Source organism: Enterococcus sp. XAF26B05_ASV22 (assembly GCF_056727285.1).
The window spans coordinates 939,819-963,939 of record NZ_CM161538.1 but is presented as its reverse complement, the minus strand read 5'-3'; the positions used below and the strand labels follow the sequence as shown (position 1 = coordinate 963,939).

Annotated in this window: 15 protein-coding genes and 1 pseudogene; 5 read left to right on the top strand and 11 right to left on the bottom strand. The window is 36.5% G+C overall.

What is annotated here, in order from left to right; translation table 11 throughout:
- Positions 1–68 precede the first annotated feature (68 nt).
- Positions 69–2,309: a DNA helicase PcrA gene (pcrA, locus tag AC1PU0_RS04780; protein ID WP_206848371.1), complete on the bottom strand. Its 2,241-nt coding sequence runs from the start codon at positions 2,307–2,309 to the stop codon at positions 69–71.
- 1,083 nt (positions 2,310–3,392) lie between these two features.
- On the opposite strand from pcrA, the pseudogene AC1PU0_RS04775 reads away from it, so the two are divergent.
- The 4 genes and pseudogenes from AC1PU0_RS04775 to AC1PU0_RS04760 all read left to right on the top strand — a co-directional run bounded on the left by AC1PU0_RS04775 (position 3,393) and on the right by AC1PU0_RS04760 (position 8,111).
- Positions 3,393–4,146, top strand: a pseudogene (locus AC1PU0_RS04775) (DeoR/GlpR family DNA-binding transcription regulator).
- Complete coding sequence (gene pfkB / locus AC1PU0_RS04770) at positions 4,143–5,057, top strand: 1-phosphofructokinase (protein ID WP_206848316.1); 915 nt, start codon at positions 4,143–4,145, stop codon at positions 5,055–5,057. Before AC1PU0_RS04775 ends, pfkB begins: the two are co-directional and overlap by 4 nt.
- Before the next feature lie 134 nt (positions 5,058–5,191).
- Entirely contained in the window at positions 5,192–7,114 is a 1,923-nt protein-coding gene (locus tag AC1PU0_RS04765; protein ID WP_069655488.1) for a PTS fructose transporter subunit IIABC, read from the top strand.
- A 250-nt stretch (positions 7,115–7,364) separates the two neighbouring features.
- Positions 7,365–8,111, top strand: coding sequence for an SDR family NAD(P)-dependent oxidoreductase (locus AC1PU0_RS04760; RefSeq protein ID WP_206848314.1), 747 nt, complete (start codon positions 7,365–7,367; stop codon positions 8,109–8,111).
- A gap of 129 nt (positions 8,112–8,240) precedes the next feature.
- Here the strand turns inward: AC1PU0_RS04760 and AC1PU0_RS04755 are convergent, their stop codons facing one another.
- The 6 genes from AC1PU0_RS04755 to AC1PU0_RS04730 form a co-directional block, all read right to left on the bottom strand.
- Positions 8,241–9,572: a hypothetical protein gene (locus AC1PU0_RS04755; protein WP_206848313.1), complete on the bottom strand. Its 1,332-nt coding sequence runs from the start codon at positions 9,570–9,572 to the stop codon at positions 8,241–8,243.
- A 158-nt stretch (positions 9,573–9,730) separates the two neighbouring features.
- Positions 9,731–10,969 carry an MFS transporter gene (locus AC1PU0_RS04750; protein WP_206848312.1) on the bottom strand — a complete coding sequence of 413 codons (1,239 nt, stop codon included), beginning with the start codon at positions 10,967–10,969 and terminating at the stop codon, positions 9,731–9,733.
- Between the two features lie 118 nt (positions 10,970–11,087).
- The gene (allB, locus tag AC1PU0_RS04745) at positions 11,088–12,455 is read right to left on the bottom strand and encodes an allantoinase AllB (RefSeq protein WP_206848311.1); all 1,368 of its coding nucleotides are present in this window, start codon (positions 12,453–12,455) and stop codon (positions 11,088–11,090) included.
- A 174-nt stretch (positions 12,456–12,629) separates the two neighbouring features.
- Complete coding sequence (allW, locus tag AC1PU0_RS04740) at positions 12,630–14,090, bottom strand: allantoin permease (RefSeq protein ID WP_206848310.1); 1,461 nt, start codon at positions 14,088–14,090, stop codon at positions 12,630–12,632.
- Between the two features lie 160 nt (positions 14,091–14,250).
- On the bottom strand, positions 14,251–15,534 hold the full coding sequence (locus tag AC1PU0_RS04735; RefSeq protein ID WP_069655494.1) for an MFS transporter: 1,284 nt from the start codon (positions 15,532–15,534) through the stop codon (positions 14,251–14,253).
- A gap of 211 nt (positions 15,535–15,745) precedes the next feature.
- Positions 15,746–16,954, bottom strand: a complete 1,209-nt coding sequence (locus AC1PU0_RS04730) for a pyridoxal-phosphate-dependent aminotransferase family protein (protein ID WP_206848309.1) — start codon at positions 16,952–16,954, stop codon at positions 15,746–15,748.
- Between the two features lie 392 nt (positions 16,955–17,346).
- Here AC1PU0_RS04730 and AC1PU0_RS04725 point away from each other — a divergent pair, with 392 nt between their 5' ends.
- Positions 17,347–18,987, top strand: a complete 1,641-nt coding sequence (locus AC1PU0_RS04725; RefSeq protein ID WP_206848308.1) for a PucR family transcriptional regulator — start codon at positions 17,347–17,349, stop codon at positions 18,985–18,987.
- A 58-nt stretch (positions 18,988–19,045) separates the two neighbouring features.
- Here AC1PU0_RS04725 and arcC read toward each other — a convergent pair whose 3' ends face one another.
- From arcC to fdrA, 4 genes are all read right to left on the bottom strand, one after another.
- The gene (gene arcC, locus AC1PU0_RS04720) at positions 19,046–19,984 is read right to left on the bottom strand and encodes a carbamate kinase (protein ID WP_069655497.1); all 939 of its coding nucleotides are present in this window, start codon (positions 19,982–19,984) and stop codon (positions 19,046–19,048) included.
- 12 nt (positions 19,985–19,996) lie between these two features.
- A complete protein-coding gene (locus AC1PU0_RS04715; protein ID WP_340689567.1) occupies positions 19,997–20,854 on the bottom strand; it encodes an oxamate carbamoyltransferase subunit AllH family protein in 858 nt (285 codons plus the stop codon).
- A gap of 3 nt (positions 20,855–20,857) precedes the next feature.
- On the bottom strand, positions 20,858–22,126 hold the full coding sequence (locus AC1PU0_RS04710) for a YlbE family protein (RefSeq protein ID WP_069655499.1): 1,269 nt from the start codon (positions 22,124–22,126) through the stop codon (positions 20,858–20,860).
- A gap of 136 nt (positions 22,127–22,262) precedes the next feature.
- Positions 22,263–24,020: an acyl-CoA synthetase FdrA gene (gene fdrA, locus AC1PU0_RS04705; RefSeq protein WP_111248815.1), complete on the bottom strand. Its 1,758-nt coding sequence runs from the start codon at positions 24,018–24,020 to the stop codon at positions 22,263–22,265.
- Positions 24,021–24,121: the final 101 nt, after the last annotated feature.

The window sequence follows — 24,121 nt, the reverse complement described above, 5'->3', positions numbered from 1 at the left end:
CAGGCTCATATAGCCTTGACAGAAAAACAGGAAATTATGAATAAGGCGCTTTTTGCCTCTTTCACATTTTATATTTTTTCAATCGGAGCAAATGCTGCTAATAAGCGCTTAATCCCTTTTTCTGGAAAAGCGACGTCTAGTTCTAAGTCTTTCGCGCTACCGCCAACTCGAACAACTGTGCCTGTTCCCCACGCTTTATGTCTGACTTTATCCCCTGCCTGCCACGCCATTGATTCTCCACCACTGGCAACTTTATCTGTTACAGGTTGTTTCGTAGGCTGGGCATAGGCCGGTTTAAATACTTTGGGTTCAAACGTTCTTGATGGTGTTTTTGGTGCTGCAATCGATCCTTGTAAATCTAATAGTTCTTCATCGATTTCATCTAAGAAACGACTTGGACGATTATATTGTGTTTTCCCATATAAGGTTCTTGAAAACGCATTGGTGATAAACAATGTTTCTTCTGCTCGAGTAATACCCACATATGCAAGTCGGCGTTCTTCTTCTAATTCGCTTTCTTCTAACATCGCACGTGATAATGGGAAGACACCTTCTTCTAGTCCAATCAAGAAAACAACTGGAAACTCGAGTCCTTTTGCTGCATGCAATGTCATTAAGGTCACTTGAGACGTGCTCTCTTCTAAATTATCTAAATCAGACACTAACGCCAAGTCGTTTAAAAATACTGCTAGTTTTTCTTCTGGAGCATCTGCTTCTTCTTCACCTTGACGTTCATATCGTTTATCAAATTCTTGGGTAACCGTTAAAAATTCATCCAAGTTTTCTAAACGTGCTTGAGATTCTAAATTATTTTGTCTCACTAATTCTTCACGATACCCACTACGATCGAGCACTTCTTTCACTAGTTCAGTGATAGTTAAATACGGAATCATTTGTGTCAAATCTTGAATCATCATGCCAAAGCTGCCTAACTCTTTTCCTGCTTTTCCTGAAATATTTGCTAAATCCACATTTTGAGAAGCTTCGAGTAACGACCAGCCGTGCATCTGAGAAAAGCTTCTTAATTTTTCAACAGAGCTTTTGCCAATACCACGTTTTGGTTCATTCACTACACGCTCAAAACTAAGTGAATCCATAGGGTTAGAAATAATATTTAAGTAGCCTAAAATGTCTTTGATTTCTTTGCGATCGTAGAATTTATGTCCGCCGACCATCGTATATGGAATATTTGATTTTAGTAACATTTCTTCCATTACCCGTGATTGGGCATTCGTACGATATAAAACAGCAAAATCTCCATAAATGCGTTCGTTTTCACGCATTTCTTTTTGGATTTGGCCTACGATAAATTGTGTTTCATCTCGTTCATTGTCGCCTCGATAATAAACAATCTTTTCGCCGTCATTATTTTCTGTCCATAATTGTTTATCACGACGATTACGGTTGTTTTTGATCACATTATTCGCTGCATCTAAAATTTTCTTAGTTGAGCGATAATTTTGTTCCAACAGGATGACAGACGCATTTGGATAATCTTTTTCAAAATCCAAAATATTCTGCATATCTGCTCCACGCCAGCCATAAATACTTTGATCGGCATCTCCCACAACACATAGATTTTTAAAGCGCTCCGCTAGCATATTGACTAAGGTGTATTGAGCATGATTGGTATCTTGATACTCATCTACATGGATATAATGAAACTTATTTTGATAATAATTCAATGAATCTGGATGTTCGTTAAACAAACGTATTGTATTCATAATCAAATCATCAAAGTCCATACACTGATTGTTTCTTAATTCTTTTTGATACATTTTATAGCATTTTGCAACAACTTCTTCATACGGTGTGCCTTGCAATTCTTCAACCTTTTCAGGTGTCTGCAACTCATTTTTAGCATTACTGATCGTGCCCAGAATCGAGCGAGGATCGTATTTCTTTATGTCGATATTTAGTTCGTTTAAAATACGTTTCATCAACGTTCTTTGTTCAGACGTATCGATGATCGTAAAATTACGATTATAACCTATATGATCAACATCGCGACGTAAAATTCGTACACACATCGAGTGAAACGTCGAAACCCAAACATCGTTTCCACCGATTTCTAATAATTTCCCAACCCGTTCTCTCATTTCTTTTGCGGCTTTATTAGTAAATGTGATTGCTAAAATATTCCATGGATTCACATCTTTTTCTTCAATTAAATAGGCAATACGGTGTGTTAGAACTCTCGTCTTTCCGCTGCCTGCTCCCGCCATAACCAATAAAGGCCCTTCTGTATGTAGAACGGCTTCTTTTTGTCTCGGGTTCATACCTTGGATCAAGGCGTTTTCTTGTGCCATCATCAACGTCCTCTCTCTTTTTTCAATCTTATACATTATACCAAAAATAGGAAGAAAATTCTTTAATAATGATGGAATTTTGTAGAACAATATTTCTTTTTGATTTGACGAGTATCTTTTGATAAACGGGAAAGATAAATCGTTCTGTTTTAACGATTGGTAAATAGATGATTGAAGAAAAAATCTCACTCGATAAAGAGTGAGACAAAATAATTTACTAACTCCAGTCTACGATCGAAAAATTTCAATCCACTCACTCAATAAAGAGTGAGACTAGCTCGACTAGTTAGCACTAGCAAACAAACGATAATATTTCAATCCACTCACTCAATAAAGAGTGAGACGCTGTTTCTAATGAACGTCTGTTGACCAGTGCTATTTCAATCCACTCACTCAATAAAGAGTGAGACCGTGAAAAGGGACGAAATATATACATATCTGTCACTTTCCAACCATAATCATAGTAAAAAATGTGAATTCAATGAGAAATAGTCGCTTTTCCATTCCATTATTACCAAGAAATTGGTGCGGATCTCCTAGCGATTTCATGTGCACTTATTATTCGCACTTAAACTATATATAGTAAAACGCTTTAACTCTCTCTCTAATTATAAGTATTCTAGTAACAGAAGTCACGGTTAATTTCAAAAAGTTATCTTCTTTTCTCTACAATTATCTATTCAAATAATCATAAAATAATGAAATCAATGTCCCAAAGCTATCGATGTAATGCATCCATTTTCCAAGCCCACCATTCCAATAGTCTCCGACCATCAATAAATCCGTTTCTTTCCTTTTATTTTATGCAATTTTTTACTATTCCAGTCAAATATTACCAATGCTTGCCATCAGTTGGAAAATACCATTCAAATTCTTGCACTATTCTGCAAATACTCATACTTATCTCTATAATCTTACCTCAACTCGTTAGGCAAAAAAATAATCATCTTAGTCAAATGATAGAACTCTAAGTTTGAAACACCTGGGTTGATTGTTTTTATTTGAAAATGAATGTTTTTGACCGTTTTAGATTGCATCTACAAATTAAGTGTGCTATTATAATCAATGAAAAGAGGTGTGAAAATGCTTACAGAGGAAAGACATCAAGCAATTTTACGTTTTTTAGATCAACAATCTGTCGTCAAATCTCAAGAATTATCTACTATATTAAATGCCTCTGAATCGACTATACGTCGTGATTTACAGGAATTAGAAAATGCAGAATTATTAGAACGCGTTCATGGTGGTGCAAAACGTATTTTAAATTTAGGCTTTGAACAAGATATGACTGAAAAAACAGTCAAAAACACGCAAGAAAAACAGATTATTGCTTCATTAGCCGCTCAATTTGTTCATGATGGTGACGTTATTTATCTGGATGCAGGATCGACCACTTTGGAGATGTTGCCATTTTTATCGGGCAAAACAATCACAGTTGTTACAAATTCAGTCCATCATGCTGCAAAACTTGGTGATTTAAATATCAATACCGTTATTCTTGGTGGATCGCTAAAACTTTCAACAAAAGCAATCACAGGCGCAACTGGCATGGAGCAGACTTAGTCATTTCCGTTTCAACAAAGTTTTCATGGGCATGAATGGTGCTCATCTTGAATTTGGTTTAACAACACCAGATCCTGAAGAAGCCGCTCTAAAACGTTTGGCTATTGCTCAAGCTGAAGAAGCATATGTCCTGATCGATCAAACAAAATTAAATAAAGTAACATTCACAAAAGTAACCGAACTTGAGGATGTAATCATTCTCACGAATCATTGTTCACCAGAATTATTTGAACAATTTCAGAAAAAAACAACGATCAAGGAGGCAATACAATGATTTACACAGTAACTTTAAATCCTTCCATCGACTATATCGTTCATGTGAACGGACTTAAACTAGGTGACCTAAACCGTATGACCAATGATTTTAAACTACCTGGCGGCAAAGGCATCAACGTATCCAGAATCTTAAAAAGAATTCAAGCTGAATCAACGGCACTCGGATTCTTAGGTGGCTTTACAGGTAATTTCATTTCCGACTGGCTGAAAAAAGAAAAAATCCAGACAAAATTTACCACAGTTCAAGAAGACACTCGAATCAATATCAAATTAAAATCAGAATCCGAAACTGAAATCAACGGCTTGGGGCCAGCTATCAGCAACGAAGAAATGCAAGACTTAAAACAAACTTTAAGTATGATTTCAGCTGGAGACATTGTCGTTTTATCAGGAAGTACACCGGCTACACTTCGAGAAGGTTTTTACGAAGAGCTAATTCAAATTATCAAAGACAAAGGGGCTGATTTTGTCATTGATACCACTGGTAAAGACTTATTAAATGCTCTACCGCAAAATCCTTTGCTGATCAAGCCAAATAACCACGAATTAGCCGAACTGTTTGATGTAAAATTTAAAACTATGGAAGATATCTTACCCTTTGGTGAACGTTTATTAGAAGACGGGGCACAGCATGCGATCATTTCAATGGCTGGTGATGGTGCTTTGTTATTCACTAAAAACGGTATCTATCGTTCAAACGTGCTAAAACGTCCCTTAAAAAACTCTGTTGGCGCAGGGGATTCAATGATTGCTGGTTTTGTAGGAATATTTGCTAAAAAAGAAGATCCGATTGAGGCATTTAAATGGGGGGTTGCCTGCGGAAGTGCTACTGCTTTTTCAGATGACTTAGCATCTATCGATTTAATCAATGAATTAATCTCAGAAGTAGAAATAGAAAAAATCAAATAGGATTACTCTTATTTCGCTACATTGGCTACACTATAGAAATAGCTCATTCAGCTTTTACTTTGAAACATGATAGTGAAAAGTACAAGCTGAAGTGAAACGGAACACTGTTACTTATATATTTAGGAGGAAAAACAATGAACATCAAAGACTTACTAGTCAAAGACGTTATGATCATGGATCTGCAAGCTACTGATAAAAAAGCAGCCATTGATGAAATGGTTCAAAAAATGTATGATGGCGGTAGAATTTCTGATATTGACATCTATAAAGAAGGAATTCTAGCTCGCGAAGCACAAACATCAACTGGTCTTGGAGACGGTATCGCGATGCCCCATGCCAAAAATAGTGCTGTCAAAGAAGCTACTGTTTTATTTGCCAAAAGTAACAAGGGCGTTGATTACGAGGCATTAGATGGACAGCCAACCTATTTATTCTTTATGATTGCGGCTCCAGAAGGCGCAAATGATACTCATTTGCAAGCTTTAGCTGCCCTATCTCGCCTATTGATTGATCCTGATTTTGTTGCGAAACTAAAAGAAACAAAAACGCCAGAAGATGTTCAAAACTTATTTCAATCCGCTGAAGAAGCAAAAGAAGCTGAAGAAAAACAAGAACAATTAGAAGAAGCTTCTAATACTAATCACAATACAGATCGTAAATTCGTTGTGGCTGTTACTGCTTGTCCAACTGGAATCGCTCATACTTATATGGCAGAAGATGCGCTAAAGAAAAAAGCGAAAGAAATGGGCGTTGACATCAAAGTTGAAACGAACGGATCTGAAGGGATCAAAAATCGATTAACCGCTGAAGATATTGCTCGTGCTGATGGTGTTATCGTTGCAGCCGATAAAAAAGTTGAAATGAATCGTTTTGATGGTAAAGAATTAGTCAATCGTCCCGTTAGTGATGGGATTCGTAAAACAGAAGAATTAATTACGTTAGCAACTAGTGGGACAGCACCGACTTTCCATAGTTCTGAATCAGATACAAGTGAAGAGGATGGATCAGCTGACGGTTCAGTAGGTTCAAGAATTTACAAAGATTTAATGAATGGTGTTTCACATATGCTGCCATTCGTTATCGGTGGTGGAATTGCCATTGCCCTTTCATTCATGATCGACCAATTTATTGGTGTTCCACAAGACCAATTAAGTATGCTTGGTAATTATAATCAAGCAGCCTCTTGGTTCAATCAAATCGGTGCCGCTGCATTTGGTTTCATGTTGCCCGTTTTAGCAGGTTTCATCGCTTCAAGTATTGCTGATCGTCCAGGATTGATCGTCGGTTTTGCTGCTGGTGCGTTAGCGAATACAGGTGGTGCTGGTTTCTTAGGTGCTTTGGTTGGTGGTTTCTTAGCCGGTTATGTCATTATTTTCTTGAAAAAACTGTTCAAAGGATTGCCTAAATCTCTTGATGGAATCAAAACCATTTTATTTTATCCGGTATTTGGTTTACTGATTACTGGTGGTTTAATGCTTTTAGTCAATGTTCCAATGAAAGTTATCAATGATGGATTAAATAATTTCTTATTAAGTTTAGATGGAACTAATGCTGCACTTTTAGGAGCCTTACTTGGTGGTATGATGGCCATTGACCTTGGTGGTCCGATCAATAAAGCAGCTTATGTATTTGGTACAGCATCGATTGCTGCCACAGTTACTGAAGGTGGAAGTATTATCATGGCATCCGTTATGGCCGGTGGTATGGTTCCTCCATTAGCTATTTTTATTTCAACCTTGATCTTTAAAAATAAATTTACACAAGACCAAAAAGACGCTGGTTTGACCAACTTAGTGATGGGCTTATCTTTTGTAACTGAAGGTGCGATTCCTTTTGCTGCAGCTGATCCATTACGTGTTATTCCAAGTTTCGTCGTGGGATCTGCGTTAGCTGGTGGGTTAGTTGGTGGGTTTGGTATTCGCTTGTTGGCTCCTCATGGCGGTATCTTCGTAGCCCTATTGTTAAGTCACCCACTCTTATATCTATTGTTTATTGCCATTGGTGCAGTCGTTTCTGCAGTGATTTTAGGTATTGTAAAAAAACCAGTCGCTCAATAAATTTCTTATAACTACTCAAGCCTCAAATAATGTAGATTTCGGTCGCATTCATTTGAGGCTTTTTTCTTGATGAAAAACTTATCATTTTTTGGTCTATATCATTAGCTTAAAAAAAAATTCTATATTAAACTTATAAATAAGAAGTGCACATTCTTTACAAGTTAACCAGTTCATTTTTAACAAGGACACTATTTTTAAAATAATCAAGAGAGGATAACTATGATGATTTTACATTATAGCGGTTTTTATTATGAATAGATTATTAGGTAAAGTAATGTTGCTTACAGACGCCCAAAGTAGTATTGGTATTGCAACTGCTAAATCCGCTGCAAAAGAAGGAGCAATTGTAGTTTGTACAGCTAGACGTTTAGACAAGATCTCAACCGTTATTTCAGAAATAACGCAATCGGGTGGCATCGCAACTGCTTTCAAACACGATGTTAGCTCTAGTGGCAGCTGGCAAAAAGTCATTTCTAATACAATAAACAACTACGGAAAAATCGATATTTTAGTCAACAACGCTGGGGTTTCCTCCCCGAAAATGTTGTTAGATTTAACGAAGGAAGACTGGGAAAAAATTCAGGCTGTTGATATAAATAGTCTTGTTTTTGGTTTACAAGAAGTAATTCCACCAATGATAAAAAATGGTGGTGGCTCGATCATCACGATTTCTTCTCTGGAAGGATTAGTAAATTTATCGGATAACAATCCTTACGCAGCAGCCAAAGATGTTATTCGCTCACTTTCACTTGATGCAGCATTTGCATATGCTAAAGATAATATTCGGGTAAATTCAATTTGTCCTGGAGTTATTTATACGCCTATGATTGAAACTACTTTTCCAGCCATCAGTCAAAATTATAAAAAGTCCGTTCCATTTCCTTATATAGGAAAACCTGAAGATTTCGCAAATGGTGTTATTTACTTAGCCTGTGATGAAGCTAGTTTTGTAACTGGTGCTGAATTGGTGATAGACGGAGACCGTATTACAATGTAAATCACATCTCTATTTTGTAAATTAACAAAACTGAACCAATACGTCTTTAGACTTTTCACATTATTTATTCAAATTTTAAGGGGCTGTCATATAACTTTTTGCGTTATATGACAGCCCCTATTTAAAAAACTACTCACTGATATCGATTGTCTGATTAAGTGTTTCTAAATAACTCGAATCCAAAAATACAACACGCAAATGGTTCTTAGCCTTTTGCAAATCAAAACGTGTCGATGCTTCTTTTTTCTTTAAATTACTTATATTCACATCACATAATTTCTCCCACAGCGCTTCGAGTGGAACTTGCTGAATCGCTTCTTTTGGCAGATAAAAACGCAAGACCGAAACAAACTCGTCATATTTTTTATCCAAAACATCGATTTCTAAAAATTGTCGTATATAAAATTCATACGCGGAAAGTCCATCATCAATTGCCATTTCAGGGTTCAACACACGATAATTCATCATCTTGCGACTTTTCTCGTCGATCCAAGGGAAATAGGCTTGCGCATTTAATATCCCTTTTGTACGGTTTACTCTATATTTTTGATGAAGCAGATCGTAACTTCTCGTTACAAAATACGTTGCATTTCTCTTTTCAACTGGTTGATAGTAATTATTTTGGTATTGAACCGTCTGTGTAACCTCTTTAACAAAAGCATATTCAATGTATGGAGCACGTAAAACACCCGTTCCATTATTCCAAGCCAATTGGTCATACCCTAGCTGATCTCTGAATAAACGTTGATACTTTAAATTAACGGGCATATTCCAGTTAAATGGATTTTTGAATAAAGTAACTTTGATGACTTGATTCGCTATTTCCTCAACGGAATGAACTTGTTGCACTTCCAAAAAAATCGGTTTAGGAATAATTTGATAGTACAAACTTGAATAATACATTTTCCAACATGAAGTTAAACACAAACCTTTGAAATAAATATCATAACCAGCAAGTTGATTACAATCGACAATGATAGATTTTTTACTATCGTATCGTTTCGGTAGTTTAGCAATTTCAGTATCTGTTTCGAATGTCCTTTTTTTGATATTTTCAACATTATTATATAAATAGTCATCCAATGACCTAATATACCCATAGACGCCATTTTTAACCATACGAGTTTCACAATAATCTTCAATCATATTTTGATTCTCGATAAAAATTGTGCCATCTAAAATCGTCCGTTCATGAAGCGCCAACTTAGAAATATGGAGTTGGAATTCTCCCCCTCGGCTGTTCACTTTGAGCCATAAATTTTCTTCTTCTGTAAGTTGCTGAATTTGATAAATCAAGGCTTGCAGATCAAATTTTTGCGATTCTTCCTCACCAAAGCGATAACTTTTAGGATTTGTCACGATACGCAAAAAACTTAACCAATCAAAAATATCTTGTTTCAATTCTTCTAAAGAAAAATCAGCCCGAGCGAATACCATATATATTTTCTCTGTTTTCTCCATTTGCTCCACCTCATTTCTTTCATTAAGTATAACGAAAATAAAGTCAGACTTCATCTAATATACTTGAAGAATCGAAAAGTTGCCTCTAAATAGCAAAAAACATCTTTTTCTTTCATCTGGGGAAACGATAGAAAGAAGATGTCTTTTTTTATGTGTGATCAATCGAGGATTTTTTTCTTCTCTCCCATAAAACGATTAATCAAATAAAATAAACTAGTGCCAATTCCTATAATGAGAATCGCTAAGTAAAATGCATAAATCTTTGATCCAGTGAGATCAGAAATTTTTCCTGTTAAAGATGGAACAATGACTGAAGCTGACATACCAAAAAAATTAAACACGCCGTACATTGTTGCAATGCTCCCTTTTGGTGCTGATTCTCCTAACCAAGAAATAATGATTGGCTCAACTGCTAACTTTCCAAAAAATCCGTATGCCATAATACCAACTACTAAAATCGTTTGATTTGTTGTCGTCACAGTGATCAACAGCACACTAGCCGCTACTATCTCAAGCAAGATAATCAATTGGACTTTCTTTTTAGGTATACCATCTGCGATCCGGCTAAAAATAAGCGCACCAGGGATTGCTGTAAAAAATACTAATGAAGAAGCTAGACCGACAGAAGTACCAGAAAACCCTTTTTCCGTTTCTAAAAAGTTGGGTAGCCACGTATCAATCAAATAGTAAGTATACAACGTTGAAAAATACAATATATACGCTGAAATCATACGCGGTTTAAAAAGCTCTTTGAGTGATGATTGTTTTTTCACGTCTGCTTTTGTATTGTTTATAGTTTTTGGGTTTTCTATTCGAATAAAATAGAAAAACATAACCGTAGCTAACAGAATCAACATAACGGTTACAAAAATCAACGCTTGCCAAGGCAAGACACCCGTTCCAACTAAATAACTAGACGAAACCAGACCTAGACCGCTCCCTATCGCTGTTCCACTATTGACGATTGCTGTCGATAAGCTTCTTTTCGATACCGGTACATATTCAGAAGTTAATGAATACGCTACACCATAATAGGTACCACAACCTAATCCAGCTAAAACACTTCCAATAAAGACCAGGCCAATATTTTGTGCTACCCCAACAACCAATGCACCTAGACTAAATAATAAAAAACCAGGAATCAGAATTTGTTTTTTTCCTACTCTATCTACTAATATTCCTGAAGGTATTTGCATACAAACATAGCCTAAAAAATAGAAACTTGAAATATGACCAAGCTGAGCATCCGTCGCACCACCAAAATATTCACTAATAATCGGATAAATAGGCGTCAAAACTGTTCGATAAATCCAAATAACGATCCAACCAATCGTTAATACATAAATAATCTGTTTCCAATATGGCATTTGTCTGTTCAGTTTTTTTTGTCCCTCCATAGTTCACTCTCCTTGATTAAACTAGGCCACTATACGAGTCCTCATCACAAATAAGAAAGATCAGACATTAAAAACAACTATTTTCATGTCTGATCTCACTTTCATTCTATTCACTTGTTTATTTCTTGATAAAGTCCCCAACAAACTCATTCGAAACGCCAGTATCTTTCGAATAGATAACATGACCTCTTAAAACCGTTTGTACAACTTGCGCTCCAATTTCACGCCCGATATAAGGACTGATTTTATTGCGGTACTCCAAATCTTCTGCTTTTAATGTATAAGGAGCATTCGGTTTGATCAAGACAAAGTCAGCATCTTTGCCAATACTGATTCGTCCTTTTTGATCCAAATTATAACGATCAGCAGGATTTGTAGCAATAATATCTGCAAATTGTGTTAACGACATACCTCTTTTTTGAACCCCTTCATCAAAAAGAACATCAACATTATTTTGAACTCCAGAGATTCCACCCCATGCTTCAAAAGCATTTTCTTTGTCTTTTAAATCAGGTGTACATGGAGAATGGTCAGAAGTCACAAAATCGATTTCCCCTGATAGTACTTTTTTCCACATGCCATTTTGATTTTCCTTATCACGAATTGGCGGTGAACATTTTACCACAGGGCCAATTGCATCTAATTCATCTGTATCAAAGTAAAGATAATGAGTACACGTTTCACACGTCACATCAACACCAGCTGCTCTTGCCTTCGTTACTTCTTCCACACCTTCTGGACAAGCAATATGGCAAATATGGATGCGACAGCCAGTCTCTTTAGCTAATACTATTGCTCTGCGAATAGGTTCCACTTCAGTGAAAACTGGACGACTTGCAACATAAGCTTTTAAGGTTGTTTCTCCATTTTTATAAGCAAGTTCACCTAATTTATCTGTAATTGCAGCATTTTCCGCATGAATTGCTAGAACCTTACCTGTTTTAGCAACTTGTTTCATCCCCTCATATAGAGAATAGTCATCGACATTCATGAAATCACCATCAATGCTACGATCTCCACAAGTCGCCATAAAACATTTATACGCCGCAACTCCGCCATCATTTAATTCTTGAATACCACCTTTAAGATTAAATGGTACTAGACCACCAAATGAGCCAACGTCTGATTTCAATTTGCCTTTTCCAGCAGTATATTTTATTTCTAATGATTCACCATCCACTGTTGCTGGAACTTGGTTCAAAGGCATCTCCATAAATGATGTCACTCCGCCTTTAGCACATGAGGCTGTTCCCGTGATATATCCTTCCCATTGATCGCGATAACCACCGCCAGGATCTGTAATATGCACATGCGCATCCACCATACCTGGACTAACAACTAGACCTGTTGCATCAATGACTTTATCCGCCTCACTAAGATCATTCCCGATAGCTGCAATCAATCCATCTTTTACGGCAACATCTGTCTTAACCTCTCCCGACTCCAGAATAACTAAACCATTTTTGATCAATAAATCATATCCCATTTGCTTTCCTCCTAAATTTTAAAGCCAAAAGAACCTAACTATCCTTTACAAGAAAACAGAAAAATATCTAAGGAGTTGCTTTTCTCATTTTATTTTTCGCTTTCCCAAAGGCAAACTCTTTAAGCTACGTAATATAAAGTAACGACCTTCTATTTTACAAAAACTTGTTCTACTTTAGTTTTTATCAAATACTTTTCTTAATCCTAAATATAAACCAAAAGCAGATACAAAACCAGAAATCCACGAAATATCAGAAATCACTTTTAGAGCAGGAATAAAATTACCACTTAAACAAATAACTAGTGCCACAATCGTAGCAATATAAGCTGGCTTATTCAGACCTTTGTAAATATTATGACTATTATCAGCTTTTGGATTCATATACAATTGATTCAAGTCAATTTTTTGTTTCTGAACAAAATAGTAATTAGCAATCATCGTTCCAGCTACTGGACCTAATACGGCACCAATCGTGTTCAAGAAAATAAAAATACTATCTGCATTTTCCATTAGTTTCCAAGGCATGATCAGAAAACTTATTACACTGGCAATTAAGACACCTTTTTTATAATCGATTTTCTTAGGAAATAATGCACATAACTGATAAGCAGCAGGAATGATATTCCCTGTTGCATTAGTAGAAACCGTTGTTAATAAGAAGACAAGCATTGCAACAATAATTGCAAATGAATTATCCCATCGATCAACGATATTCAAAATATTCCATTCTTGAATTCCATAACGAATAGAACCCCCAATCAAAATCACAACACTTGAAAAAGCAAATATGCCATAACCGACTAGGAAACTAGCTGTTTGGCCAATCGTTTGATCTTTGGTAGATTTTGCATTTTGGGTAAAATCTGACACACTCGCACCAGGCGCTGCCCAGACTGCTAAAACTGAATTTATAATCATAAAATAAACAAAAACAGGCGAAATACTATGTGATGCTCCCGCAACATCATAAGATAAAATCGGTCCTAAACCACCTGCTGCTCCAATTGCCCAAATTGCCATACCACCGAACACAATATAAATTAGAGGACTTAAAATTGCTGTAAACTTATTCAGAATCTTTCCTCCACCGAAGCCAATCAACATATTCACTGCCCAAAAGATCGTGAAAGAAATTAACCCTGGAATAGAAATTCCCAAGATCATCGTATTTCCGCCAAGCGTTAAAAATCCTGGCCAAACCTTACCAATCAAAATCAGCAACGCTAACGAACCCGTATAATTCTGTAACCCAAACCAAGCGATCGCAGCTACGCACCCTCTAAGAAATCCTGGTAACTTTGCTCCAATATCTCCGTAAGTTGAGCGTAAATGAATGGCAAAAGGAATGCCATATTTTGATCCGGCACGACCGTTAAAGGTCATAAAAAAAGCAACAGCCAAAGCACTTATCACCAAAGCCAACATAATATTGATTGGTGAAAGTCCTAGAAATAAAAATCCTCCGACCGCTGTGTAGTTGGGGATATTATGAACTGAACCCATCCATAGCGTGAAATAGTTCAACTTTCCCATCATTCTTTTTGATAACGGTTTTGGAAGCAGATCTTCATTATAGCCCCGTTCTTGAAAACGTTGAAGTTCTTCTTCGGTAATTTGATAATCCTGGTTTTCCATCGTTTCGCCTCCTTCTAAGCGCTTCCATACACTATAGTTAAAACAGCACATTCTTTACCTATATCCCTTTAAAAAAATAAGATGCGCTTAGTTTCTATCCACTATATTTAGTTTCAGAAGCTAAACACATCCATTATTTATTTCTTAAGATTAAAAATGCTTACTCAGCAGTTGCTTTCTTTTTATTCAAGTTTGCTAATAAGAATAATGCCGTTCCAACTACTAATAAAATAACTGAAATGTAAAAGCCCATCTCTTTCGAACCAGTCGCATCAGATATAGAACCAGTCAATGTTGGTGCAATAACTGAAGACATCATTCCGAAAAAGTTAAATACACCAAGGGTTGTACCAATACCAACTTTAGGTGCATTTTCCCCAAGCCATGAAATAATGATTGGTTCTACAGCAAGTTTCCCTAGGAATCCGTATAAAATCAAACCAATTAATAACAGCGTTGAGCTTGTTGCTTGTACAGTTAATAATAACATAGCTGCTGCTAAAAATTCTAGTATAACAATAAATTGTACTTTTTTGTGCATAAATTTATCTGCTAAACGACTAAAGAAAAGCGCACCTGGAATTGATGCGAAGGCTACAAGAGAAGCAGAAAATCCAATTGCTGCTCCTTCGAACCCACGTTCTGTTCCCAAGAAGTTTGGTAACCAAGTAACCGTCATATAATACGCATAACAAGTAGCAAAGTATAAAATGTAGGCAAATAGCATTTTTGGAGAAAATAATTTTTTGATTGAAACATGTTCTTTTTCAACAACAGGAGCTTCTGGTGCAGCAGCCGCTGCTTCAGCTGCCTCTGCCGCTTCAGATTGTGCTAAAAATTCAGCATCTTCTTTATTATTACGAATAATTGCAACAAATGCCACTAACATCACAGCAATCAATGCTACAGAAATATACATCATTGTTTGCCATGGGAATTTTAATTGAACAACTAAAAAACTAGATAAAATCAAACCTAAACCAGAACCAACAGCTGATCCGCTGTTTACAATTGCAGTAGAAAAACTTCTTTTTTCACGTGGAATATTTTGAGAAGTTAATGAATAAGCTGATCCATAGAAAGAGCCACACCCTAAACCTGCAAAAACACTACCAACGTATATCATTTGAATATTCGTTGCTTGAGAAATCAATAGAGCTGCTAATCCAAAAACAATAAAGCCTGGAATCAGTACTTTTTTCTTCCCAATTTTATCTACTAAGAAACCTGCTGGGATTTGCATTGCTACATATCCAAAAAAGTAACATGTAGAAATAAAACCTAATGCTGTATCCGTAATATTACCGCCAAGTGATTCATTAATCTGTGGATACGCCGGTGATAAAGCTGAACGATATACCCAGATTGTTACCCAGCCAGCACATAACAAAATAACGATTTTTTTCCAATAATCCATTCCTGAACCCTTACTTTTTACATCCATGTCATTTCCTCCATATGTTATTTTTTTGTATGCTTGACGCCAAAAAAGTTTGTGCAATTTCGGAATTAAACATCAAAAAAATAACTTCTTATTCGTTTTAATTGTAAGCGGTAGCAAACTTTCACGCATCATTATTTTTCACAAACTTGTTAAAAAGTTTGTGCAAAACGAACAATCACTTGTTCTTTCACACAAACAATTTTAATTTTTTTTATTTTTTATAAATCGCTAATGCTGCTTTTACAGCCTCGCCTTTATTGATATTTGCACCATAATAATTAAGGGCGCCTTCTAAGGCAGATAATACATGGAGAACATTAGATTTTCTGCTGCTGTAGCCCATATTCCCGATACGCCACACTTTCCCTTGAAGTGCACCAAATGATGACGCAATTTCCACACCAAACTCGTCTAACATAAGAGCACGAACTTCTTCACCATCAATTCCTTTAGGAATCATGATTGGTGTAACAGTTGGCATCTTAGTCGTCAAATCACCGTAAAACTCTAAGCCCATCGCTTTTATCCCCGCAACAATTGCTTGATCATTTTGAGCATGTCGTGCATAAACATTATCCATTCCTTCTTTGATCATCATTCTAAGGCCTTCATGAAGTCCATAGACCATGCTTGTCGCTTCTGTGTGATGGTTGATTCGCTCTTCACTCCAATAACGCTGCAACTGGCTTAAATCAAGATAATTGCTACTGATATGGTTTTCATTACGAACATCCTTACTTAACCCTAATTCTTTTTGATAACGACTAGTAAGTACTTTTTCTACTCGATCATTGTAAGTAATCAAAGATAAACCTGAAGGGACACTCACACATTTTTGTGTTCCTGCAATTGCAATATCCACTCCCCACGCATCTACTTCTATAGGAACCCCACCGTATGTTGCAACCATATCTACAACAAAGAAAATATCATTTGTTTGGCAGTGTTGTCCGATTTTTTCCATTGACTGCATTTGTCCGTTAGCTGTTTCACCATGAACCATAGCCACTATTTTTGGTTGAACCTTTTTGATTTCTTCAATTATTGTTTCTTGCTCAAATGGTGCATCCCATTCTTTTTCAAGGTAATGAATCTCTGCTTTCGCACGTTCACAGATTTCTCCTAAAAGATAAGCAAACCGACCGTATACTGGAATCAAAACTTTGTCTCCTGGTTCGATCAATCCAATCAATGCCGCTTCGAGGCCAGAACGAGATGTTCCATCTACCGCAAATGCTTGCTCATTTTTTGTACCGAAAGGAATTTTGATCATTTCTTTGACTTCGTTCATAATTTGTAAGAAAGCTGGATCAAATTGACCCAAAATAGAAGCAGACATTGCTCTCAAAGCCACTGGATGTGCCTCAACTGGCCCTGGCGTCATGATTGTTCTGCTTGGCACTGATATTTCTGAAAACATAATTATTTCCTCTTTTCCGTTTTAATTTTATCCTACCCTTATATTTGAAAAAGTCATTGTCACTTTTGAATAAAAAAATAGAATTTCCAGTCATTATGTACAAACCTTTCTTGAATGTAAATACACTATCATTTAGAATAGAGATACGTAAATAAATACAACATCATTAAAGATTTATCATAAAAAACTATTTTACCTTACACTACCTAGCTTAACAGAAAAAATTAAAATTTGCTTGTAGCCAAAAGTAGTATACTGCTAGTTTTTAATTTCTCTGTTCAGACTGAACAAGCCTGTTTGACTTTTAACTTTAACTAGTTGCACAAATCATTTCTTGGGAGAGCTAGGAAATTAATCGATTTGTTCCACTTTTACTATTAGGAGGGAATCCAATGACAACTTTAGAAGATTTATTAAAAATACCAAGATTTTCTGATCTAAAATTATTAACAAATCCTACAAAAGCGAATACTATTGTTGAGAGTATCGAAATTTCTGAAACACCTGACGTAGCAAATTTTATTCCAAAAAAGATCTTCCTTTTGACAACTGCAATGGTTTATAAAGATAATCAACAAGAATTGATTACTTTAATTGATTCGTTAAAAGAACAAGAAGCTGCTGGAATCGGTATTAAAGTTGGCCGTTTTATTGAAACCATTGATCCTGAGGTCGTGGCTTATGCAAATAAAATCAACTTTCCTGTTGTTCAAGTGTCTAGTACTCAACCTTTAGGTGCTGTCTTGCATCAATTATTAAATTATTTATGGGATACTAAAACAGAGCAATTAAGCTACGCTTTAGACATTCAAAAACGATTTTCTAATTTGTTGATTCATGATGTGAGCATTGCACGCTTTGTCGCTGATTTCGGTAAAATGATCAATACTCCAGTGATTTTATTAAGCCCTTATCGTAAGGTCATTGCCCACTCTAAACACTTTACTCAGACGTCAAAACCAGCTGAATATTATGTTGAGCAACTTATTACTAAATATGCTAATTGGAATGAAGATAGCAACACTTCATTTATGATCGATGATTTAAATCGAGAGCCGATGCAGATTGCTGGTTTCCCTGTTACTGTGAATAGTTATTTCCCACACTACTTATTGATTTTAAATCCGCAACAAGTTCCATATCCAATGTCAGAATTCGCAGTAGAACAAGCTTGTTTGGTCTTGTCATTTATGTTGTATAAAAATCAAAAAGTGCAAGAATCGCTTGATTTTCTTAAAAGTGATTTTCTAGGTCAACTAGTAGAATACCAACAAGCGCCTCACCAGTCAAAACGAGATTGGCTTGATCTAGGTACAAATTATGGGTTAAAGAAAAGTACTCAATATCAAGTCGTCTACGCCGTTTGTAGTCAAACAAAAACCACTGCAACAAAGATCAAGTATCAACAAGAAGAAAGTGATGTTGCTTTTCAATGGCTATCTGAAGCACTACCTCCTAGAATCAAAAATATTAGTATTTTTAAAGTGAAGAACACGAACCACTTAGCCATTTTGATTCAAAGTAAAGTGGATGATTTAGAAAAAATTTTAACTGAGTTGTCATTAGAATTAACTGAAAAGTTGCCGATTACTTTGACTTTTGCGTTGGGAAATTCATATGAAACGGTTGAACAAATCGCAAGTTCTTTCATCGAAGCCAAAACTGCTTATGAAGAGATGCTAACAATGACTGACGTTGTGCTTACCCATGGCTATCATCCTAAAGGAATGAAAAGTTTATTTGAAAAAATGAGCCTTGAAGATATTCATTACTTCTGCGAAACGACGCTTAAAGAACTTGCCTATCCTGTTGAAGATTCATTTATCGAGCTTCGCAAAACACTTCAATGTTATTTAAGTTTTCAATGCGAAATCTCAAAAACAGCCAAAGAGATGTATCTACATCGTAATACGATCAAATATAGAATTGATCATTGTGCGAAGATACTTGGGAAAAGCATTCAAGATCCGACAAATAGTTTAAATCTGCGTTTAGCATTAGAGTTATCAGAACGATCGAATCAACATCAATAAATAAAAAGAGAAGTTGGAAGAAACAGGTAGCGTTTCTTTCAACTTCTCTTTTAGTGATTTAACCTACGATTCTTGTTCCTGCTCTTCCTAATAAAGCCTGGTCAGCATCTTCTAAAGAACAAATGATTGCTGTTTTTCCTTGTGATGCAAATCCGATAGCAGCTTCCATTTTTGGTCCCATACTACCGTCAGCAAAATGACCCTCGTCCATGTATTGTTGTGCTTGTTTTACAGAAATAGTTTCTAATTTTTCTTGATTTTCTTTTCCGTAGTTAATATACACATTGCTGACATCCGTCAACATCATGAAGACATTTGCATCGATTTGCTCCGCTAATTTTTTACCGGTACGGTCTTTATCAATAACAGCTTCGATTCCTTTTAATAATCCATTTTGATCACGAACGACTGGAATTCCACCACCGCCACCAGCAATAACGATTGTATTCCGATTTAATAAATTAACAATTGCATCTACACCATGGATCGCTTTTGGTTGTGGAGAAGGTACAACACGACGGTAACCACGACCAGCATCTTCCATCATTACCCAATTTTTCTCTTGTTCCATTTGTTTCGCTTCTTCTTCTGTATAAAAAATCCCGATTGGTTTGTTTGGATTATTAAACGCTTCGTCTTCAGCTGAAACTTCCGTTTGCGTTAATAGTGTAATAACATTACTCGTTAACCCTTTCGTTTCTAACGAATTTTTTAAGCTTTGCTCTAACATATATCCAATAAAACCTTGTGATTCAGCATTACATACATCCAAAGGAAATGGTGGAACTACATCTTTTGCTTCTTCATTTTGTCTTAGAATATTCCCAACTTGCGGACCATTCCCGTGAGTTAAAACGATTTCATAATCAATTTCTTCTATCTTTGCAACCAACTCTGCACTTAGTTTGACATTGTCTAGCTGTACCTCAAGTGTAGCTTCCTGGTTTGGTTTTAAAATTGCATTGCCTCCCAATGCGATTACGACACGATTTGCCATAAAAATCCTCCTTCATTTACTGCTTAGTATTTTAGTGGTCGTTATGAAGCCTGCCAATAAATCAACACCTGATGTGTGCCCTACCGAGATGACTTCTTTAACTATTTGTTCAATTTTTTCTTCACTGCTAGTTGTTGATAATCCTTCAATTAATTTAAGAACAGGTTCACTAAATCGCCCTGATAGTGCGCATAACAAATAATGCTTACTGATATCTGTTGTCACAGACTGTTCTGCTAACAGATTAGTAAGTAGTAAATTCATTAATAGAGAACTCTTTTCATTCAATAAAAACCTTGCAGCAAGGTGTCCAACGATCATGTCATCTCCAGACGGGGTTAAACCCATCCCTCTACCCATCAGAAAATCCAGCCCTGATTTTTGTTGTGAGTGATTTTCAGAACACAGCGCAACAATTGATTCTTTAAATGGATTTGCATCTTCTAAAAACTGAGCGATTGATTGCTGACTCCCAGTTTCTTTTACGAGTGAGTCTGAATAGGATAACAAGTTTTCTTTACTGGTTTCTATCAGGCTACTCGGTCCTGTATCTACTAAAGATGAATATGTTTTTGCGTGTATCAGTAATAAATGGTTTTTAGAAAAATGCACGCAGTTATGGTTCCATGTAATTTGTTCTCCAATTTCAATTGTGGATAACATTTGTGAAAAAGAATCGGCTTGTAAGTAAATACCGTTTGGCATAAAAGGATAGTTAGTGGTCGTGATGACCACTAACTGTTGTTTCCTCTCATCTTGAATATTGAAACTATTCTTATACTTACTGTGAACATGCCATTTTTTTTCTTCAAAGTTATCGGTTAAAAGAAACTGATCAATAAAACAAGCATTAACGAACAATATCTTCACCTTTTATTCTGTAAAACCTAATTTTTTCGCATAAGCTAAGACTGCTTTTTCAAAACAGTCGATCGGTGGCGTTACTGTACCTGCTCCGATTTGGCCTAAACCTGCTTTTTTATTTGCAATCCCTGTATTGATTACGGGAAGAATTCCTGTTTCTACCACTTTTCTCGCATCGATTCCTAAACAAATTCCTTTGAAGTCCCAAGTTGGAACTGGGAAATTAGGGTTAGTATCAATACAGATTTCAGTCATTTCATTACTTGTATTCAACGCATCATAAAAGCCGCCTGAACCAACAAAACGAGTAACAGCTGGGGCTGCGATCATCGCCATACCACCGACACCAAACGTTTCAGTGATCGCACTATCCCCCATATCAGGTGCAGCATCAGCTTCGCTAAACCCTGAGAAGTATAAGCCTTGAGGCGTGTTAACTGGTCCAGTAAACCATTCATCCCCCATTCCAGCAATACGAATACCAAATTCATGGCCATTTCTACACATTGCCGTTACAATTGTTCCTTCTTGAATTTGTCTTGCACCATCCATGACAGCTTTCGCTGATGCCATCATGATGTTTAAGAAAAATTGATCGGTATCTGCTAAGAACTGAACAACTTCTTCACGCTTCGTTTGGTCGATTTCTGTCAACCCAACAATGATTGGTGCCATTTCTTTCAAGAAAGCGAGAGATGCAGCAATATTACGTTGGTGGAATTCATCCCCCATTGCAATCGCTTTTGCAACTAATACATTGATGTTTAAGCCATCTTCTTTTGTTTTCAATGCCGCACTTAAAACAGGAGCTAAAGTATCTCTCATCCATCTTAAACGAGTAATTACTTCATCAGAATAGGCACCAAATCGTAATACTGCGCCAATCCCTTCGTTCATTGTGCAGAACGCACGATTCCCGTCTGTTTTGTTTTCAACAACTAAAACTGCCATATTCGCTGATGTGATCCCACCCATTGGTCCAACCGCATTTACATGATGACATGGAATTAATTTAACTTCACCAGATTCCAGCATTTTTCTGGCTTCTTCTTCGGTTTCACACCATTCTTCAAATAATGCTGCTCCAACACAAGCGCCTTGAATCGGGTCAACCATTTTATCATAAGTGATTGGAGGTCCTGCATGAAGTAATACTTTTCCTTCGTTTAATTCTGGAATTACTGATTTTGCTGGTACTACATCTAATAAGAAAGGAGAACCAGCAACGATTTTTGCTGCTACCGCTTGGTTTGCTTCATCGATTGTTTTATATGCCATTTTGATTTTCCTCCGTTAAAAGCTAAATGAGCTTGATCAGCTCCGACTGAAAAATAGGAAAAATAGAAGGTGGTGCTTTTTACCACAATCTATTTTTATCTTTTTTCTGAGGAGCTAGCTCAGTAAGCTGGATAATTTATTTAGCTAACGCTACTTTATTCAAGAACTGTAATGCTTTTTGCAGTGTAATGTTTCCGCCAGCAACTGGCTGCCAGTCGTATTGAACAACCTTACCACCATGATTGATGATTGCTTCAGAGAAACTACGTAAACCAATATTAATAAATCCTTGATTCGTTAATAATGCTAACATCGCTTCTGTTGGTTCAATCGCGATCGGATTCACTGCTGGTGCTGCTTCGATTGCTTTATCTGTTTGAGTCAATGGATGATCTAAAATAGCTAATGCTAAACGTACTGCTTGCGCGTTACTATCGCAAAGGATCACACCAGCCTCTTTCATAATTGTTTCTTGTTCATGAATATTCTGAGGATCTTCATCCGTTCCAACAATCGTACCGATCACAAATAATTCTCTGCCATCAGAAGCCGCTTTAGCTTTGATCTCTTTGATGGTTGGTGCTAGTTCTTGCGCCATGTTAGCATGAGAACCGTAGCCTAATACAACATCTAAAAGAATGATTGCTGTTTCAGGATCTTTTCCAGCTTCTTCTAACATTTCTTTGCGTTTTGTTGGATCGATCATTGGGTGAGGTTTGCCTTGAGTATAAACATCGTCCCCTAAGTCAATGATTTCATGACCTTGATTTTGTAAGATAAAACCTTCAGGGGCATGTTCGTCACCTGTTAATGCTAAACCTTCTTTGATCAACATTGCCGCTTCATAAGCAAGCGTTCCACCAGAGTATAAACCTTTAACATATTTTTGTTCTGGTTTGAAAGAATGTGTTGGTACAGATAGTGTTTCTTTCACTGCTGTAACAGCTTCTTTATTCAATAATTGAACTGCTGTTTGAGCCGCTTCTTCTAATGTATAAGCACGATAAAGGTTTTCTTCGTGAGACGTTGGTTTTTCGCCTAGGAAAATCGTTACAGCAGGTTTCGAGATACTTCTTAAAAGATTTAAAACTTCATCACGAACTTCTGGTGCAGGTGGTTTAGAAATCACAACAACCACTTCAGTATTAGGGTCTTTCTCTAATGTCATAATGCTGTCTTTTAAAGTGATTCCGCCAATTTCAGCTTTTAAGTCACGTCCGCCAGTACCGATTGCATTCGTTACTCCGCCCCCTAATTTATGGATAATTGTCGTTACTTCTTGAATACCAGTTCCAGAAGCACCTACAACACCAATTTTTCCTTTACGAACAGCATTTGTAAAGGCAACAGGAATACCATTGATGATACCAGTACCACAGTCAGGGCCCATCAATAATAGACCTGCATCATGTGCTTTTTCTTTGAGGCGTTTTTCATCTTCTATCGCAACATTGTCGCTGAAACAAAAAACATGTTTGCCTTCATCTAACGCTTTCTCAATTTCAAGTGCTGCATGCGTACCAGGAATCGAGAAGACAACTACACCAGCATCTTTACCAAGCTCAAATGCTTTATCCCAAGTTTTTACGACTTCTTCGCCTGAAGCGTCGCCGCCACCTTTTGTTTGTTCTTCTAAAAATACATCGATTTCTGTTAAGACTTGTTCGATCAACGAATCATCTTCAATGTCTAATACGATTACCATATCATTTGATGAAGCTTTTTCTAACTCGTCTGTGTATAAACCACCCGTTTTAAAGATATCTTTATTTGCAGGTGTCCCCATCATAACGGAAACATTATGAACGCCATCGATTGTATTTAATTTGTTCGTCAATAGCATCAATACGATTGAATCTTGATAGCTATTTGCTTTTATAATTGTGTGCAGCATTGAAATTCCTCCTTAAATTATATGAAACAATGTTCCGCTTTGTACTTTTCACCATTCGTTCATTTCATTCATTATGGTTCAAAGTAAACGTGTAGTGAGCT